The 17,718-nt window shown below is 44.8% G+C and carries 16 protein-coding genes and 1 riboswitch; of the genes, 1 reads left to right on the top strand and 15 read right to left on the bottom strand.

Annotated features, from left to right (window positions below; all coding sequences use genetic code 11):
- Nucleotides 1–111 precede the first annotated feature (111 nt).
- From AC1DPK_RS20985 to AC1DPK_RS20930, 12 genes are all read right to left on the bottom strand, one after another.
- Entirely contained in the window at nucleotides 112–1,566 is a 1,455-nt protein-coding gene (locus AC1DPK_RS20985) for a flagellin N-terminal helical domain-containing protein (RefSeq protein ID WP_477511514.1), read from the bottom strand.
- 139 nt (nucleotides 1,567–1,705) lie between these two features.
- Nucleotides 1,706–1,930, bottom strand: coding sequence for a carbon storage regulator CsrA (gene csrA / locus AC1DPK_RS20980; RefSeq protein WP_477511513.1), 225 nt, complete (start codon nucleotides 1,928–1,930; stop codon nucleotides 1,706–1,708).
- A gap of 15 nt (nucleotides 1,931–1,945) precedes the next feature.
- Nucleotides 1,946–2,338, bottom strand: a complete 393-nt coding sequence (locus AC1DPK_RS20975; RefSeq protein WP_477511512.1) for a flagellar assembly protein FliW — start codon at nucleotides 2,336–2,338, stop codon at nucleotides 1,946–1,948.
- 99 nt (nucleotides 2,339–2,437) lie between these two features.
- Nucleotides 2,438–3,004, bottom strand: a complete 567-nt coding sequence (locus tag AC1DPK_RS20970; protein WP_477511511.1) for a DUF6470 family protein — start codon at nucleotides 3,002–3,004, stop codon at nucleotides 2,438–2,440.
- Between the two features lie 12 nt (nucleotides 3,005–3,016).
- A complete protein-coding gene (gene flgL / locus AC1DPK_RS20965; RefSeq protein ID WP_477511510.1) occupies nucleotides 3,017–3,988 on the bottom strand; it encodes a flagellar hook-associated protein FlgL in 972 nt (323 codons plus the stop codon).
- 24 nt (nucleotides 3,989–4,012) lie between these two features.
- The gene (flgK, locus tag AC1DPK_RS20960; RefSeq protein ID WP_477511509.1) at nucleotides 4,013–5,572 is read right to left on the bottom strand and encodes a flagellar hook-associated protein FlgK; all 1,560 of its coding nucleotides are present in this window, start codon (nucleotides 5,570–5,572) and stop codon (nucleotides 4,013–4,015) included.
- Nucleotides 5,573–5,591: 19 nt separating this feature from the next.
- Entirely contained in the window at nucleotides 5,592–6,095 is a 504-nt protein-coding gene (locus tag AC1DPK_RS20955; RefSeq protein ID WP_076266198.1) for a flagellar protein FlgN, read from the bottom strand.
- Nucleotides 6,096–6,103: 8 nt separating this feature from the next.
- Nucleotides 6,104–6,370 carry a flagellar biosynthesis anti-sigma factor FlgM gene (flgM, locus tag AC1DPK_RS20950; RefSeq protein ID WP_477511508.1) on the bottom strand — a complete coding sequence of 89 codons (267 nt, stop codon included), beginning with the start codon at nucleotides 6,368–6,370 and terminating at the stop codon, nucleotides 6,104–6,106.
- Between the two features lie 108 nt (nucleotides 6,371–6,478).
- On the bottom strand, nucleotides 6,479–6,895 hold the full coding sequence (locus AC1DPK_RS20945) for a TIGR03826 family flagellar region protein (RefSeq protein WP_076266200.1): 417 nt from the start codon (nucleotides 6,893–6,895) through the stop codon (nucleotides 6,479–6,481).
- Nucleotides 6,896–7,009: 114 nt separating this feature from the next.
- The gene (locus tag AC1DPK_RS20940; protein ID WP_477511507.1) at nucleotides 7,010–7,891 is read right to left on the bottom strand and encodes a ComF family protein; all 882 of its coding nucleotides are present in this window, start codon (nucleotides 7,889–7,891) and stop codon (nucleotides 7,010–7,012) included.
- Complete coding sequence (locus AC1DPK_RS20935) at nucleotides 7,888–10,131, bottom strand: ATP-dependent helicase ComFA (RefSeq protein WP_477511506.1); 2,244 nt, start codon at nucleotides 10,129–10,131, stop codon at nucleotides 7,888–7,890. Before AC1DPK_RS20935 ends, AC1DPK_RS20940 begins: the two co-directional genes overlap by 4 nt.
- 194 nt (nucleotides 10,132–10,325) lie before the next feature.
- A complete protein-coding gene (locus tag AC1DPK_RS20930; RefSeq protein ID WP_339205367.1) occupies nucleotides 10,326–10,787 on the bottom strand; it encodes a hypothetical protein in 462 nt (153 codons plus the stop codon).
- A gap of 245 nt (nucleotides 10,788–11,032) precedes the next feature.
- Nucleotides 11,033–11,116: riboswitch (cyclic di-GMP riboswitch) on the top strand.
- A gap of 31 nt (nucleotides 11,117–11,147) precedes the next feature.
- On the opposite strand from AC1DPK_RS20930, the gene AC1DPK_RS20925 reads away from it, so the two are divergent.
- The gene (locus AC1DPK_RS20925) at nucleotides 11,148–12,737 is read left to right on the top strand and encodes a SpaA isopeptide-forming pilin-related protein (protein ID WP_477511505.1); all 1,590 of its coding nucleotides are present in this window, start codon (nucleotides 11,148–11,150) and stop codon (nucleotides 12,735–12,737) included.
- Between the two features lie 165 nt (nucleotides 12,738–12,902).
- On the opposite strand, the gene AC1DPK_RS20920 is transcribed toward AC1DPK_RS20925, so the two are convergent.
- From AC1DPK_RS20920 to AC1DPK_RS20910, 3 genes are all read right to left on the bottom strand, one after another.
- Nucleotides 12,903–13,631 carry a response regulator gene (locus AC1DPK_RS20920; RefSeq protein ID WP_076266609.1) on the bottom strand — a complete coding sequence of 243 codons (729 nt, stop codon included), beginning with the start codon at nucleotides 13,629–13,631 and terminating at the stop codon, nucleotides 12,903–12,905.
- A 7-nt stretch (nucleotides 13,632–13,638) separates the two neighbouring features.
- Entirely contained in the window at nucleotides 13,639–14,799 is a 1,161-nt protein-coding gene (locus AC1DPK_RS20915) for a sensor histidine kinase (RefSeq protein ID WP_076266205.1), read from the bottom strand.
- Between the two features lie 76 nt (nucleotides 14,800–14,875).
- The gene (locus AC1DPK_RS20910; protein WP_477511504.1) at nucleotides 14,876–17,581 is read right to left on the bottom strand and encodes a stalk domain-containing protein; all 2,706 of its coding nucleotides are present in this window, start codon (nucleotides 17,579–17,581) and stop codon (nucleotides 14,876–14,878) included.
- Between the last annotated feature and the right edge of the window lie 137 nt (nucleotides 17,582–17,718).

The raw sequence follows: 17,718 nt of genomic DNA, 5'->3' as shown, positions 1-17,718 counted from the left end.
ATCTATTCTTTTCACTATTTACTTTTTTAAAATGCAAAAAAGGCCGCTCCGAAGAGAGACCTTAACAAAAGGGATCCTAGACAGTCTAGGATCCCTTTATATTGCTTAAGATTAACGAAGCAATTGAAGAACGCCTTGAGGTTGTTGGTTAGCTTGTGCAAGCATAGCTTGTGCAGCTTGTGCAAGGATAGAGTTCTTCGTTTGGTTCATCATTTCTTTCGCCATATCTACGTCACGTACACGAGATTCAGCAGCAGTCAGGTTCTCGGAAGAAGTGTTCAAGTTGTTGATTGTGTGATCAAGACGGTTTTGAACAGCTCCTAGTTTCGAACGTTCTGCAGATACAGACTCAAGTGCATTATTAATTACAGTAATCGCTGCGTTAGCAGATGATTGTGTGGAAATGTTGATACCTTTTTGAGCGTTCGCTTCACTTGTAACATTACCATTGGCATCAGTAGTCGCTTTTGTAGAAGCTGTTGTTGTTTGAGTAATTGCGACAGGAGTACCTCCTGTAGCTGCTAGTGTTGCAAAATCAAAGTTGATATTTGCAGTTAAACCACTAGTTTTATCACCAACTAATACACCCGACTGGTTAGATTTCACTGTTACAGCTGTTCCAATATTACCAGCAGTATTTTGAAGTTGAATTGTAGCGCTTGCTGCAGTTACATTTAATGTTCCAGCATCGCCCACCGCGTTACCAGCAGCAGTAGCAATTTGAATTTGAACTCCATTGCCAAGAGCAAAGTTTCCTGATCCATCTCTTGTTGAAGTATTCCAAGATGTTCCACCATCAGTTGAATACCGGATTTCATTTACTTGAGTTGTTGTTGTTGTATCCATTACAGTTGATTCAAACTGGTAAGATAAGTTGTCAGAGCCTGTGTATGCAGAGCCAGTTGCTGTTACTGCACCACCAAAGCTACCCCCAACTGGCGCATATGCAGCAGCTGTTACAGTAACTGCCACCGCAGCTCCTGCTCCAAGATTAGAGTAAGCTTGTGAAATGCCTGTTACACCACTTCCAGCTGTCAAATTACTAGTAATCAGATCACCAGAAACTCCCAATGTTTTTGAATCCATAGCATTTACACTAACTGAGATGTTTTGGTTAGCGTTAGCACCGATATGGAATGTGCTGTTCAAGCCGCCTGCCAAAAGGTTTTTTGTATTAAATTCTGTTGTATTAGAGATACGAGTAATTTCTTTTGCAAGTTGATCTGTTTCTGCTTGAAGCTTCTCACGGTCAGCAGCTGTGTTCGTATCATTGGAAGATTGAACTGCCAATTCACGCATACGTTGCAAGATGGAGTGAGTTTCGTTCAAAGCACCTTCAGCTGTTTGAATCAAAGAAATACCATCTTGTGAGTTTTTAGCAGCCATATCTAGACCACGGATTTGACCGCGCATTTTTTCGGAAATTGCTAGACCAGCTGCATCGTCACCTGCACGGTTGATGCGAAGACCAGAAGACAATTTCTCGATGGATTTGCTAGTTGCTGCAGTGTTAGTAGACAACTGACGGTGTGTGTTAAGAGCTGCGATATTGTGGTTAATAATCATTAGTATTTCCTCCTTGAAATTTTCGTATTTCCGCATCCTTGCGGAAGCTTACGATAATAGTTCGGCCGTCCTATTATCGCGCTATTATATTTATCGGATTTCTCCATCAATTGTTTATAGCTTATATTTAAAAAAACAATTATTTTTTAAAATATTTTGATACATCCTCTATGGATACCGCACTAGTTGCTGCCGCACGATTTTCTGCTTGTATCGCCATATATATTTCTTTGCGGTAGATGTCTACTTCCTTCGGTGCCCGTATGCCTAGTTTAACATTATCGCCTTCTACGCCGAGTACGATGATTTCAACATTCGCACCGATCATGATAGACTCATTACTTTTGCGTGATAAAACGAGCATGGCTTTTCATCCTCCTTAGGTTCGGTTGAGTGGAGCGCGCGAGCTGTATGTATTATCGTGAAGAATTAGCTGTTTGCCTGTTAATGTTCTTTTATTCAAAACGATCGGAGCAAGCAAATTAATTGTTGCATTAGCAAAATCTGTGGATATGGTTATAACAGACCAAACCTCTACATCCTCTTCACCGTTAATATTTAGTTCTCGTTTCACGGTTTCCGGCAGTTCCCATTCATATTCTGGATAAAATAAAAATGGACTCGCAACCAGCAACGATATCGTTTCGTCCTCAGAAGCCTTCATAAGCTTCATTGGAAGTTCGTTTCCTAATTCTTGAAATACAAAGCCATTCAAATGTTCGAAACCTGGAATACCTTGTTCAAATTGATAAATTAGCTGTTCTATATTCACTTAATGACCCCCTAGTAGGATTCCTCATTTATTAAAAATAAAAACTATAGATCTCATGCGTCGTGCGCAAATGATCTATAGTCTAAAAAACAGTAACGTCTAAATAAGCTGTTCGAGCTGTGGTGGAATAATCTCCACTTTAGGATATTGGCTCATATAAATATCCAGCTTGCCGCGTTCATATTCATGAATAGGCTTGTTCACTTGAACATTAAGGTCGACTCGACCTGGAGTGGTATCAATCGTAAGTTCACCTGGAATATACTCGATATCAATATTATCATAGGAAGCTTCCCCACGGAAATCATATTCAGGAAAAGTTCGTTTCCAATCCCTTGCCATCTCTGCTATAGGGTTTCCTCCTAAATGAATCGAGGCCATTTGATCGCCCTTCTCCACAATCCGTGCAATGCCTTGCAATGCAATATCAGCAGCCATTGAATATATTTTGCTCATCGTTTGCAAATTGTTTCCAAGCGCTAACGCATCCCATACTCGATCTTGATTAATTTCAAGTCGTCCTTTGGTGGTTTGAAAATGTTGCTCTGGCCTGATTTGCTCCATATCTACAGTAGCAGCGGGCTGCTCAAGACGCTGTTTGCCCATATCGGCATCAATAAAGAGTACTGCATCCTGCGTACGAATTTGAATCTGCGGAATTTGCATGTTAATCTCCACCTATCTCAAGAAATCAACCAAGCTTGGACGTATAAGCTGTGCTCCAACAGATAGGGACGCCTGATATACATTTTCCTCTGTTTTCATATTCGTAATCACTTCTGCCATATCTGCGTCTTCTGTTTTCGCCTGTACCGTCTTCAAATTGATTTCAATATCGGCTAGTCGATTTTGAACAATATCGACCCGATTTACTTTCGCTCCTACTTCCGCTCTTTTTGTGAGCATTGTATTCATTCGACTATCTACCTGACTAATTAAGTTTGATATCCCCTTCTGATCACCAGATGCGAGCATATCATGTGCACGTTGAAGGAGTACAAATACATTGTCACTGCTCTCTATTTCCGCTTTTGTTGCCGTAGGAGAGATACCCTCCCCAAAAACTTCGTTGCCTGTAATGTTTATTCCCAGCTTCATTCCTGCGGATAGTTCATATTTAATTGAACCGTTATCCGAGCTGACTTGATATGCTTTTAACAAAGGCGGATCAACTGTCAAATCAGTTGTACCTTCTACCCCCATCGTTGGATAAGGCTTCTCACCGGTCATTTCACCATTAAATACTTGTTTTCCGTTAAATTGACTATTTCCGATTTCAACCATTTGGTTATACATTTGTGACATTTCAACTTTAACTGCATCAAGACTTGTTTGTTCGAGAGTTCCACTGGCACCCTTGACTAAAAGCTCCCTAACGCGCTGCATAATATCTCCTGCTTGACCAATAGAAGTATCCGTATATTCCAGCATAGATAATGCAGAACTTACATTTTTGGAATATTGGTCATTAGAATCAAGTTCACTGCGATAGCGCAGTGCAAAAGTGATACCAACTGGATCATCTGACGGTTTATTAATCTTCATACCCGTAGACAGCTGGTTTTGCAAATTATTCATACGTCCCATATTGCTTGTAATGTTACGAAGCAACTGTGTATTCATCATCGATTGTGTTACACGAAACGACATAATGTCTCACCTCCGCTTTAAAAATTATAGTCCTACTCGGCCCATCCCATTAATAACTTTATCTAAAATTTCATCAATCATCGTCATATTTCGAGCAGCTGCATTGTATGCATGCTGGAACTTAATCATGTTGGACATTTCTTCATCTAGCGAAACTCCGCTAACCGATTGTCTGCGGGATTCAACTTGGTCGACGATAATTTGTTGATTCGCCTGCATACGAGTCGCTTCCGCAGCTTGTACACCTAACTGGCCCACAACAGAACGGAAATAAGCATCAACCGTGTTTTTATTTTCACCTGTACCCGCGTCGAAGTCGAAACGAGTATCTCTCATTTGTGAGAAAAGGACGGCCAAGGAGTTGTTGCCGCTAATGACTGACTCTGAACCATCTGCATTCGTAGCTACCCGCATAGATGTCGCAATCAAATTAGAATTTGCAACAATTGCAGGATTAAGCGTGATGTTGCCGGCATTCAATCCAGCAGTACTGCCGTTTGCATCAGTAAAGAAAGGCAAACCCGCTTCTTGTCCAGCCAACGAATAACCAAGCTGATGCAAACCATTGAGCCCTTTTACCGTAACCTTTGTATCTTCGTTCAGTGTACGATTTGTGCCTGTATAGGTTACGTTATTCAATACTGTTCCTTCTGGCAAAACAGATCCTTTAGGCAGCGTAACCTCAAATTCGCCATTCGCCATCGTTTGAACGAGATTATTGAGCTCTCCGATGTACCCCTCGACATAATGATCTCTTGCATATATCGTTCCATAAATAGCACCGCTATTTAAATCACCATTAGCAACCGCTGTAGTAATTGCCGCTGAATCCAGAGAAGCAGTAGATGTTCCTTGCACCAGCTCCGTACCGCCCATCGTAATGCGGTAGCCGCTCTCTTGGTCTTCTACGCGAATATTGATTAATCCCGAAAGCTGATCTGTAATCAGGTCACGCTGATCCCGCAAATCATTTGCGTTATCGCCTAAGCTTTCAACTCGTCTAATCTCGCCATTTAACTGAGCAATGCTTGTTGTAATCGAATTAACCGTATTTAAGTTAATCTCTACATTTTCCGTCAAATCTGCTTTTAAATCTCCGAGCTGTTTAGCTGTGTAATTAAAAGAATCCACAAGTGCCATCGTTTGTTCCATAACGACTTTGCGGCCATCCGCATTCTCAGGGTTTTTGCTGAGGTCTGACCACGAATTCCAAAAATTCGAGATCACCGTTCTAAGGCCCGTGTCGCTTGGTTCATTAACGATACCCTCGAGTTTAGAGAGCGTGTCGAGCTGAACTGAGAAATTACCCAGTGATTTATATTCATTGCGATACTGATTATCCAGAAACTTCTCTCTAATCCGAGTGATGGAAGACGCCTCAACCCCTGTACCAAGCTGACCAGCTGCTGTTGATTTGGAGAAACCAACCGCGTCTATCGGTCTTGATGCAGTCATGTTCACCACTTGGCGTGAGTAGCCTGCCGTATTCGCATTTGAAATGTTGTGTCCAGTTGTATTCAGAGCAGACTGAGTGGTAAATAAGCTGCGCCTTGCCGTTTCTAAGCCATGAAAAGTGGATGCCATCGTATATTGTCCTCTCTTGTTACGTTTTCATATTAAAGCGGCCATTACGATTTAAGGCCATGCCTTGAACAGCACGATGATAGGTCGCTTCTTCCTCAGTCGGACCAAGCAGCAAATCTTGCGTAAAATGCAAATGCTCCAGAGTCATCCTTACGAGCTGTTGATTGAATTCGTTAATATCTTGAAGTTTCTTAAGTGCTGCCGACAGCTCATTCCATATCGCCTGAAGCTGCTGCTTCTCATTCGCTTGGTATACAGCTTGTATGAGCTTCTCCATTTTGAACGAACGATGGGCAGTCAGCTTCTGATCAAGCATATATTTCCCTATCAAAAAGATACGCTGCTGCTCCAGATCCATAATCCGCTGAAGACTCTTCTTCTCTTTGCTGGAAATATACGAGAGCGTCTCTACTTGGTTCACAGTAATAGCCGACGTCTTCGCGTTGCCGTATTCAATAAGCTGCAGATGCTCGTCTAAAAGCTCTTGCAAAATCACGATGATTTGCTGGATGTACTCATTCATTTAGAGGATTACTCCTTCAGGAAGGGAAGCAGCTTCTCGGCAATCTTGCCAGCTTCCACATGATAGTTGCCTGTTGCTACCAAACGCTTCAGCTGCTCAATATGTTCTGTTCTGTCCGCTCCGCTTGCTTTGCTTGTCGATAGCAATTCCTTAGCTGCATCAGAGATTTGGACTTCGTCCTTCTGCTTAGCCTTGTCTGTCCCGCCTACTCTGGACTCCGAATGCTTCTGGTATGGATTAAGTGCTCCGATACGATTCGTCTCATTTATTTTCATTGTTTACCCACCTCATTATTTACAGGAACTAAAAAAGCCGATTACCTTTACAAGTATTATCGGCTTCAGTCAAGTGAAATTTTATAGTCATCAAAATATTAACTTAAATCATTTATCATTGTATCTTTCTAAGCCTTTATAAACACCCGTTTGCTTGTAAGCACTTTTTAAATCTTCTTTTCGCGATATGTCTTGGAACATCTGCTTCTTGTCCTTCTCAATTCGATTGCGACAATTGTCGCAAAGATGATTATCACGAATCAGAGTTCCGCATGATTCACAAGGGTATGACATATTAGGTGCATTCATAATGGAGATGCGTCCCTCGCGTATGAACTTCGTAATTTGTTTAATCGAAACGCCAGTAGCATCTGATACCTCAGTAATAATTGAGCCTCTAAATTCACGCAAATAGTTTGCGCAAAGCTCATACTCTTTATCAATTTCACGCATGCATGCCGGGCACACGTCTCTAAAGTTTTTTGCAAAAAGCTTACCGCAGCGAGGACAATTATCTAGGTTCATCGCTCTGAGCCCTCCTTTTTTTGTAAAACCATACTAGCTATTAGTTACATTCTAATCGATAGCATTAACTTTTTCACTATCAATCTAATTATTAGATCTATCAGCCTAGCTGAATTATGAACGAGCCCAGGTCAAAATATAGATATCGAGTGGAAGCTCCGTATAACAATGCAAAGCCTTTGAGCAGGCTTCTGCCGTACTTCCAGTTGTGTAGATATCATCGATTAAAAGTATACGAATAGCTCTATCGTTTAGATGCTTTTTGCTATGGGATTCAGAGGCTAATAAGCTCAAATTCGTATTCACTTCAAAAAGAGATTGCGTATCGCGCATTCTTTCGGTGCGTGTTTTGAAGCTTTGCTTCTCTGAATGTCGCGAACGAATGAGCAATTCCAAAAGCGGAAGCTGAAAACGCCTCGCGATATGGCTGGCGAGCTGCTCCGCTTGGTTGAACCCCCGATCAGCTGCTCGTTCTTCACTTACAGGAACGTAGGTAACAGCATCCCAGCAGTCTGCAATCGATATTTTTGGTTTACGACTGCTGCTGCTTGCCACGATAAACTGTTGAATGATTTCCATGGTCATCGCCTCGAATGGAGGCAGAAGCATATCCCCGAGCAAAGGAGCAAGCTGCTCATTGCCCCTATATTTGTACAAGGCGAGCATGGCTCGCATGGCTTGATTATAATGAACCGCGCTGCGGTTGCATATGAATGCGCCATGCGGACGACGTATGCAGTCTTCGCATGGGATGCCGCGCCCGCATCTACGGCAGGCGATGCGGGTCAGCCATGGTATTGCGGAGAGGCACGCTCCGCAAAGGGAATTGCGAAGCTGGGTCGTCAGCTTCGCGTGGTTGTAGCTGCTCGCGCTGCGAGCCTCGCTTTGCGGTTTACCGCATAGGAGACATGCGGCAGACGTTGGAGCGAGCAGCTGCGCGGATGTGGTGAAAGCGGATTGTAGACGCTGCAGCCATGCTCTTGGCGAGACGTTCATTTTGGCGAGCCTCCTTTTGATGCGGGGAGCAAGTAGCCTTGCTTGCGAGCCATGCGGTTCATCGTTTGAATGTGGCGTACCGCCTGCAGCTGTGGGCGATTGCGATCATGGCTGCAAAAGTACACACGACCGAATGGATCATCCGCAGAGCGGCCTGCTCTTCCAGCCATTTGAACCAGTGAAGCCTCGTCAAAAAGCCTTCCGTCTGCGTCAAGAATATAGACATCGCTTTTTGGGATAGTAACGCCCCGCTCTAAAATCGTAGTTGTGACTAGTACTCGTATATCCCGCGAGCGAAAACGCTGCACCTTCTCTGTTCGTTCTTCATCCTGTGAAGAGGTTGCCGCAACAGCAGCATTTGAAAGAGCAGCACGCAATAAAGCCGCCATAGGCTCGGTTTGAGCAATTTGCTGCACGAATACAAACAGCTGAGCGCCTCGATCAAGGGATGACCGCATGGCTGCTAAGAGCTTTGACGGCAGCTTGCGGTGCTGGAGCATCTGCTTTACTGTAGGCGTTTGTAGAAGCTTGGGCACTGGAAGAGGATGACGATGATAACGAACAGGTACTCTTGCATGAGGCAGCTTCCCGCGTTTTGCTGCTCTTTGCAGCTCACTAGGCGGCGTAGCAGACAGCAGCAAGCGAGCAGCACCTGGCGCACAGCTTTTGTCTGCTGCAAAATGCAGCAGTGGATCGCCCGCAAAAGGAAACGCATCCAGTTCATCAACTACAACGAGATCAAAGCCTTGATAAAACCGCATCAGCTGATGCGTTGTCGCAAGTGTAATATCTCCGCTTTCCCAGCGCTGCTCACTACCACCGTATAATGTTACGACTGAAGCCTTAGGAAAAGCTCTCCGAATACGCGGGTCAAGCTCGATCACCACATCACGGCGCGGTGTGGCAATAAGCGCCTTCCCGCCGCGCAGCAGGACAGACTCCACAAGCGGAAAAATCATCTCCGTTTTGCCCGCTCCTGTTACAGCCCAAAGAAGAAACTCTCTCATCTGGCGCTGCTTGTCCAGCTTTGACAATGCCGCGTCTATCGGCGGCTCTTCCACAAACTGCAGCGCCTTGGCTGCTGCAGCTGTCTGCGCAGGGCTAAGCCCCCATTTATCAAGCCGCTGTTCATACGTCAGCGGCCTCAACCCCTTACCAGAGCCGCGAACCGTCGTCTCTGCCCAATTCAACCCCGCGCGCTGCCCCGTAATAAGCAGCTCACATTCCCGGCTTCGCCCCATCCCAATGCACGCCATGCAATAGGCGCAGTGCCGCCCGCACGCTGCACATGCCGTGCGGTGCATTTGCGCCTCGCCGCTCCCACAGCGCAAACAGCTGCGCTCCCGCCTGCGGCGCCCCAAAGCGTCCAATCGCCCGCCACCCACGGCGGCTATTGATCCGCTCAGGCGCACCTGCCCGAGCAGCGAAGCAAGCTGGAGCAATTCTCTCCAGCTTGACGCGGCACCGGGACAGCTTGCGCTAGACAACAGGGCGTGCGCCTCGCTTCGCAAAAGCGCACGTCCCTGCAGCATACCCGCGGCAAGCTTCGCTCCTGCCGCAAACTCTCCCAGCTCTTCAGCGCTATAAACTCCCGCCTCCTCGCCACCCAAACCCTTAGCGCTGCTACGCTTTTCACCATTATTCGCAATCGCTTCTCCTCCGATTTCCCCAACCACAGCGCCCCTTACCTTCTCCCACCTCTCCACTAAACCAAAAAGCCTCTCTATCGCCAACGCTCCTTTCCGCTTCCCTCGACTACCCAAAAAGCGCCAACGACTCCCCAAACTAATCTTGCCATTATGAACTGCTTGCTCTACTCCACCACTGTATTTCCGATAATTTCTCTCCAGCTCGCTAGATTTCTGATTACTACTATTCAACCCGCCAGCTGCTGCATCTCCACTCGCCCCATCAGCTTTTGCTTCCTCCGCACATGCGGCCAATAACTCAATCGCCTCATAATCAGTATTTCGTCCTCCTTCATTTAAGCTTTTACTCGCACCGTTTCTGCCGACACTGCCACGTTTTATAGCCGCATCCCAAAGCTCCACTGCAACGCACGCATCCCCGAGCGGCAGTTCTTCTTTTAGCAGCCATCCCTCCTCTGCGATCTCGTTGTTCAAGAATCCCGCTTCACCAAACGCTCCATGCATCCAGAAGTATTTATCCACCATTGCCTTGATGGTAAGTCGAGCCTGCCAGCATCCATTCACTTTCACAACATACAATTGTGCCTTCATCTCTATTCGCTCCCTCGACACTTTATAGAACTGATTTCATTATTCATCTGTTAAGTTAACTATAGCCTCTCCCTTCCCAGACAAAAGGAGAATGATGTTGGCAAGCACGGTAAACAAAAAAAAGCACACCCAACAACGCATTTGCGTTATTGAGTGTGCTTCACTCCGACTATTTCATTACCGTAGAGTATATACTAAAATGGCATTTTCGACAAATCTGTCGGATTTTGCAAATCAATTAGCACCGCATGATCAGAAAGCGACACAACTCCTTCTGCTTGAAGCAGCCACAGCAGCTGAGTTCCATCCACACCCTCTGTTTGAGAGCGCTTACCGTCTTCGCTTCCAGACAACGGATTAGATCCATTAGAGTGAATCCTGACCTCATCGCCCCTTCTAGCTAATCGTTCAACAATAGCCAGTGTCTCCTCTGTAACCCCTTGATCTACGATCGTCAAACGAACATTTTTCCCCATTCGCCGAGAGAAAGAAAACAGCGAACGTACATACCATTCCATATTGTTTTGCTGAACGTCAGCTACGAGCACATAATGCTTGCTGGATTGCTGGCGCCCTCGCCAAATTCGATACGCCAGATGCACCGACAATGCAGCCAAAGCATAACAGCCAATAACAAGAAGTAGAAGTTCAAACATGGCGGCCACCTCCTCTTTGTGACACTATATGCCATGAAGAGCCCACTGGTTCCGCAATCAAGGGACAAGGTGACAAAATGTGTGTTATGCCAAAAATATATTCTGCTTTATGATGATTATTAGTCATTTTCTGACAAAGAAACACCCTTGAGCAATTTCCAATACATGTTATCATTTTAATATGAAAGCATGCATATCTAACCGGTGCACGCATATAGAAAGGGAGAGTGGATTTTCACAATCAAAATAACTAGGGAAGCGATGAAGTATAATCTACAATTGGACACTTGGATTATATGGAGCTAGTAGTGTAACCGGCCCTCTTGGAACCCCACTACGTATCTAAGAGGAGAGTGAAAGATGCGTTATTTTAGGAAAAAAATCAGTTTAGCCCTGGCTCTGTTATTAATTTTTTCGTTGTCGCTTAGTTCCATTGCCATGGCCGAAGGTGATAGCAATCAAGGTACGAATGCTGCAGCACTCGTAGATGAGAATAGCTGTCCACAGTACTCATCGGATCGCAAGGATGTCATTGCCACGCATTCCAATATCGTAGTCAATAATAACGGAACAGCTACCGCTACGTTCCAGACGTTAAAAGATTGTGTTAGAGTCAGCTTCTCCGGCTATGAAGGCCCTGCTGACTGGGCACCTGGACCCGGCGATACAACCATTCCATACAACAAGCAAACATTTTTTGAGGGACAGTCTATTATATATCCAAAAGCAGGTACTTACTCCGTTACGATTAACATTCCAAGATGCTTGCCTTATCAATTAGATATCTATAGCGGAGATTTAATTAAGACATTAGGTCCCGGCGCTCATGGTGACAAAATTTTAGCATGGAATCTAAAGCTTTCGAACAGCTGTACGGGTAGTATCATCATCAATAAACATTTAAATGATGTCGAGGGCGCTCCACATGCAGGCATTACCTTCGAGCTTTGGAAAGACGGTAAATTAGTCAAAAGCGGTGTTACCAATAGTGACGGTATTTTGCAATTCAACGAATTGCCTATCGGTACCTATACACTAAAAGAATTAACCTTAGATGGCTTTACCACCGATTTAGTGGCTACCCAGCAGATCGTAGTAACCACAGATAACTCTGTGCAAAAAGCAGTTATCAATACGGCTAAGCTCAAACTTGAAACAGCCTGCTCCGCCGATCCAAATAAAACAAGAACATGGAAAGTAAGCAACGAGAGTGACATCGAGGTTTCTTATTCATGGGAAATTCCGAATTCCACTCAAACAGGAAACGGCGTAATACCTGGAAAAGGTTCCGTAAGCTTTTCAACGAATACGGAGCTCGTCAACCCAACTGATCCACAAGCTGTACCTAATACGCTGAAGATCCATTGGGGCAAGGAGAAAGAGCTTTCGCTTGTGAATGAAGGCGAAACCTGCTCTACGCCTACTCCAACACCGTCATCGACACCTACTGCTACTCCAACTTCTACACCTGAGAGCACGCCTACAGCTACACCAACTCCTACACCTGAGAGCACGCCTACAGCTACACCAACTCCTACACCTGAGAGCACACCTACAGCTACACCAACTCCTACACCTGAGAGCACGCCTACAGCTACACCAACTCCTACACCTGAGAGTACACCTAACAATACACCACCTTCCACACCTGTGATCACGCCTAACAACACGCCTACTGCAACAACTACAGTAACGACAACACCTACATCATCACCTGAAGCAACACCTATTGTTGAAATTGATGATGAAGATCCACCTGTTGGAGGAGTTACTGAAGGTGGAGAAGGCGAGCCGCCAATCGATCCTGTTGTTGCTGTAGATGAAGATCAAGTCCCGCTTGCTACTCTGCCAAAAACAGGCGAAAGCAGTCCGGTTCCTTATTATCTCATCGGGGCATTTGCCCTTTCAGCGGGATTCATTTCTCTTCGCAGACAAAAACAAAGAAAATAGTTAAGATTATATGTTTCACCACGCACTCTTAGGCTGGTTTTATACAGCTTAGGAGTGTTTTTCTTTTACACAACCATCGCAAGGCAACCTTTTATGCAAACAAAAACCCCCGTATCAACCGATACGGGGGTTTGCTCGATATGTAAGTAATGATCAAAAAGGCTACTACAGGGTAACCCATCCATATTTGATCGATTGGATAACAGCTTGCGTACGGTCATCAACTTCCATCTTTTGCAAAATGCTGCTCACATGGTTTTTAACCGTCTTTTCGCTAATGAATAAAAACTCTCCAATAAGCTTATTGCTCTTGCCCTCTGCCATAAGCCTTAACACCTCTGCCTCACGGCGTGTTAATGGGCTTTCATCGCCAGCAACGAACTTAACTCCCGGTTCCTGAGCAGCTGCAGCACCTGAGACAATTCCCATCTCATCCAAATACGTCATACGGCGAAGCTGGTTAATAAGCTTACCTGTCACTTTAGGATGGATATAGGCATGACCTTGGACAACGGAACGAATGGCGTTAATTAGCGATTCTGCCTCCATATCCTTCAGAAGGTAACCCGTAGCCCCTTTACGAAGGGTTTCGAATACATAGCTCTCATCGTCGTGGATAGATAAAATGATAACCTTAACATCAGGAAACATACTTTTTAATCGTTCAGTCGTCACGACACCGTTCTCTATAGGCATATTAATATCCATCAGGACAATCTCAGGAATGGTATGATTGCAAAACTCCAAAACTTGAATGCCGTCACCACATTCGCCGATAACTTCAAGATCGTCTTCCATATTTAGAATCCGCTTAAGTCCTTCACGAAACAGCTGGTGGTCATCCGCAAGTAAAATTTTGATTGTATTCACATTGCTTGCAGCTCTTTGGATCATCATCATCTTACTCCTTTCTAGATTCGGCAGTAGTAGGTATATCTATTATAATTTTCGTCCCTCTACCGGGATTTGAGTCTATATCCATCCTTCCCTCTATTAGCTCAATGCGTTCTCTCATCCCTACCAATCCAAAATGTGCGTTTCGAGTAGCATCCTGCTCGATTAAATCGCTGTTAAATCCAACGCCGTTGTCTTGAATTACGAGTGAAATATGCTGTGGCTGATAGTTAATCTCGAGCATTACATGTGAAGCGCTCGCATGTTTTAATGCATTGGTAAAAGCTTCCTGAACTAAGCGGTATATCGCCGCTTCCATTGCAGAGGGCATCCGAGTTTCTTTACCTATAAGCTCGAATATGGTATGTATTTTTGTTTTCTCTTCAAAATCCTGTGTGAATTTACGAAGAGTCGGCACAAGTCCCAAATCATCCAACGCCATCGGGCGCAAATTAAATATAATTTTGCGAATTTCCTCAAGGCCGGAGCGCACTTGTCCTTTTAAATCTACTAATTCTTCCTGCACCATCACAAATTCCTGCTTGATTAGCATACGTTCTGCAATTTCTGTTCGAAGAACGATATTTGCGAGTGATTGCGCGGGACCATCATGGATTTCTCGAGCGATCCGTTTACGCTCTTCCTCTTGCGCCAAAATAATTTTCAATCCCAGCAGCTGCCTGGTTTTGGCAGACTCAAGAATACGAGTAACCTGATTAAGATCACCCGATAAATATTCAAGTACGACATTTATTTGCGAAGCAATCGTTTCAGCACGCTCGATTGAATTTTCTACATTTCGAACACGTTTTTGCAAATCATCTCGACGTGCTTTCAAGTAGGATTCCTTCTCGCGGTACACCATCAAATCCAGCTGGATTTGTGTAGCCTTCTCATAGGCAGACTTAATGTCATCTTCCTTGTAGCGTACGAAATCTCGGCTCACTTCTGTCAGCCTTATACGCGCACGGCGATAGTCTTGCTCCAGCTGGTCAACCTTGTCAATTGTCTTCACCGTTTCTTGAAGGACAATTTCAAGCTCCTGCTCGAGTGATTCTAGCTCCGTGCGCGCGGATTCACATATTTCATAAATCTGGTATTTGCTGTCTTCCATCACTTCGATTGCGTTTTTAATAACTCGATTTATATCGACTGTAAGGTGGTCCACTGTAGATCGGCAACCTTTCTATATTAAAGGTTAATCTACTCTATCATACCACAGATTGGATATATTTCGTCCATCGTTAATCGATGGTAATCTTTTTCGCTTTCCCGTCATACCCGACCTTTAGGCCTAGTTTCTCTGAAAATAAACGGACCGGAATGAGCGTCCGATTATTACGAACGATAGGCGTAATATCTGACGATTGCAGAGCGCCATTTAAAATAAGATCCTTTTTGCCGAGTGTCATTTCCATCAGCTTATTGCCGCGAAGAACGGTGACTTGTCCCGTTTTTCCGTCAAATAACAGCTTCGCTCCCATGGCATCGGATACAAACCGGACAGGTACAAATGTTGTTCCATTCAAAACGATGGGTGCTGAATCAAGCGTAATCGCTTTTCCATTAACCGTTGCAGCAGATTTGCCTACAGTCATTACGACCTTAGTTTGTGAATCAACCGTTACGGAAGGCGGATATTGCAGCTTCATATTATCTAGTCCAATAGAACCTGTTGCAGAACGCTCATCCTGCCCTTCGGCGATCGTCACAACGTAAATTCTTTTTAGTTTAACAGGGAATTTCATCCCTGCAGAGGATAAATTCATCTTCACATTCTTCCAGCCGCTCCAATCAAGCTGTTTTGCAAGATCGATAAGATGTGCTTTGCCATCCGCATCAATGAACTCTGCGCGCACCCAGTTCAGGCTGTTATCGCCATAAAGATCAACCGTCATGGAAGTAGGTGAACCCTCAATCGCGCGACCGTTTGTATTAAATACTACATACGATGCTTTAGTTCCAGTGCCGTTTGTGAAATCATAATCCAGCTTTAATGCTTTCGAAGAAGCTTGTCCTTGGAAATCGGATACCAAGCTTACGCTTCCTGTCGTTGTCGCAGGCGTGACCTGTGATGTAATGGGATAGGTTGATTTTTCAAAATCCTCAAAGGTGCTCACTGCTTCCCCTTGTGTGAATGGAATCATTGTCGGAAAACCATCATAACGAGCAATGGCATACCCGGTGCTTGTACCTGCGTTAACCGACTGCACAGTTAGATTATCGCCGTTTCTAGATGCGGTAAACCCAACAAACTCCCACTTCACGGAGTCCGCGCTAAGCTTATATGAACTTCCGTTTTTCAGCTTTACAGTAAGCGGAACAGAAATCGTTGCTCCTTTTGCGAGCACACCTGCATTCGTATCAATGGAGAGCGATGCAATTTGATCCTGTCCAATCACTTCAATTTCTTGTTTGGTAGAGATCGCTCCTGATTTCACAGTGAGATTCGTTTTACCCGCCTTTGTGGCAGTGAATTCATTGCCTTTGAACGTGCCAATGGCTTTCTCGGTACTCCATACGGCAGCTGAATTGTCTACTTCAAACGGGTTATAGTACGTGTCATAGCCTTTTAATGAATACGACGATTTTTGACCGATAAACATAACATTAGCGCCGCTCACAGAAATGCCTTTCAACGAACCTGCTGGAGCAGTTGTGAATACGCCTATGCCGTTTGCAACACTTCTTTGGGTGGTGCCGTATTGCGTAGGATGCGACAGCTTCAAATCATTCGTTCCCAGTGGACGCTCGATCATCGTTGTAGAACCGCCGCCATCCAGATTGACGCCTTTATATACGCCTAGCTGCAGCATAATTTGCTGAAGCTCCTTCAAGTTTACACCCGTATTCCCGCCGCTGCGCTCACTCGTGATGAGATATACTTTAGTGCCATCCTGTGAATAACCGACCGCTGAACGAGAAGTATAGGAAGAGCCGCTTACTCCTGTAATATCGCGTGAGAATGGAGCTACTGCGCCCGCATTGACTAACAATGTATGACCGCCTGCCATCATTTCAAATGTGTTCGGATCAACCTTCGCTCCCGTCGTTTGCGAAACGAGCGCATAATCTGCATTGATCGTTTGCCCAACCTGTAAATGCTCCTTCACATAATTAGCTGCAAGGCCATGTGACCGGAGTATGTATCCATCAGCAGGTGCTTGACCTGCGATTGCTTTATCGATTGAAATCTCCTCAATTACGCCATTGCGAACTAATACTTCGGTAGGCGTGGAGCCTGAGTTTTTCGGGCGTTCTGTACCGCCCCAAGCACTTGTATAGATATACATCATATTAACATGGCTATAATTAGAGCCCGTTGTCTCCGGAATATATGCAGATTGGTTAAGCCCTTCCAGCGGGAAGGTAGAGCCGTCTGCTGCCGTTACTAGGCCATTGAAGCTATAGTTATCAATCATAGGTTTGCGGTCTTTAGAAACCGAGAATGCGTACATCCCCTTCAGCTTTGCAGGACTCGACATAAACATGCCGCTTGCGATTTGCCCGCCAAGCGGGGCACCCTCATTACCCATTACGAATACGTCTGCATTAATGCCAGCTACGGCTCCGTTTTCTTTTGTCATATTAAGTATCGTATTTAATTGACCTATGCTATTATTTTTTCCACTCATCGCATTTATGGATACGTAGGGATTTGTAAGATCGATTTCAATGACATGCACATCGGTTTGCACCTTGGAGCTGCCTCGTGTCGTTTGGAATACATAGTCAAGGCGCTTGGCACCTGCTGTTATAAATGATTGCTGTGACAGCTTAAGCGTAGGGTCGGCAGCAGCCTCTGCTGATTGAATGACTGCCGTCTGCCAGCTGCTAGGCAAGATTGAAGCTAAAGGCTGTACTAGCAATGCTCCACCTAATACGACGATTATAACCCGTTTTCCTATGCCTTCTGACTGCCGATCTATGATTTTTTGAAACTTACTCATTAGATTTACAACTCTCCCATCCATTAATCTATTAGTTATAGACTACAAGAGTAGTAGAAAAGTTACGCATGATAGAAGACTGCTATCGCTTTCTAAAGGGTGATAGATATCAGCTATGTACATCGTGGAAATGAATG

The sequence above is a fragment of the Paenibacillus sp. 01T424 genome (genome assembly GCF_056398745.1).
This window is presented reverse-complemented; position numbering and strand designations above follow the sequence as displayed.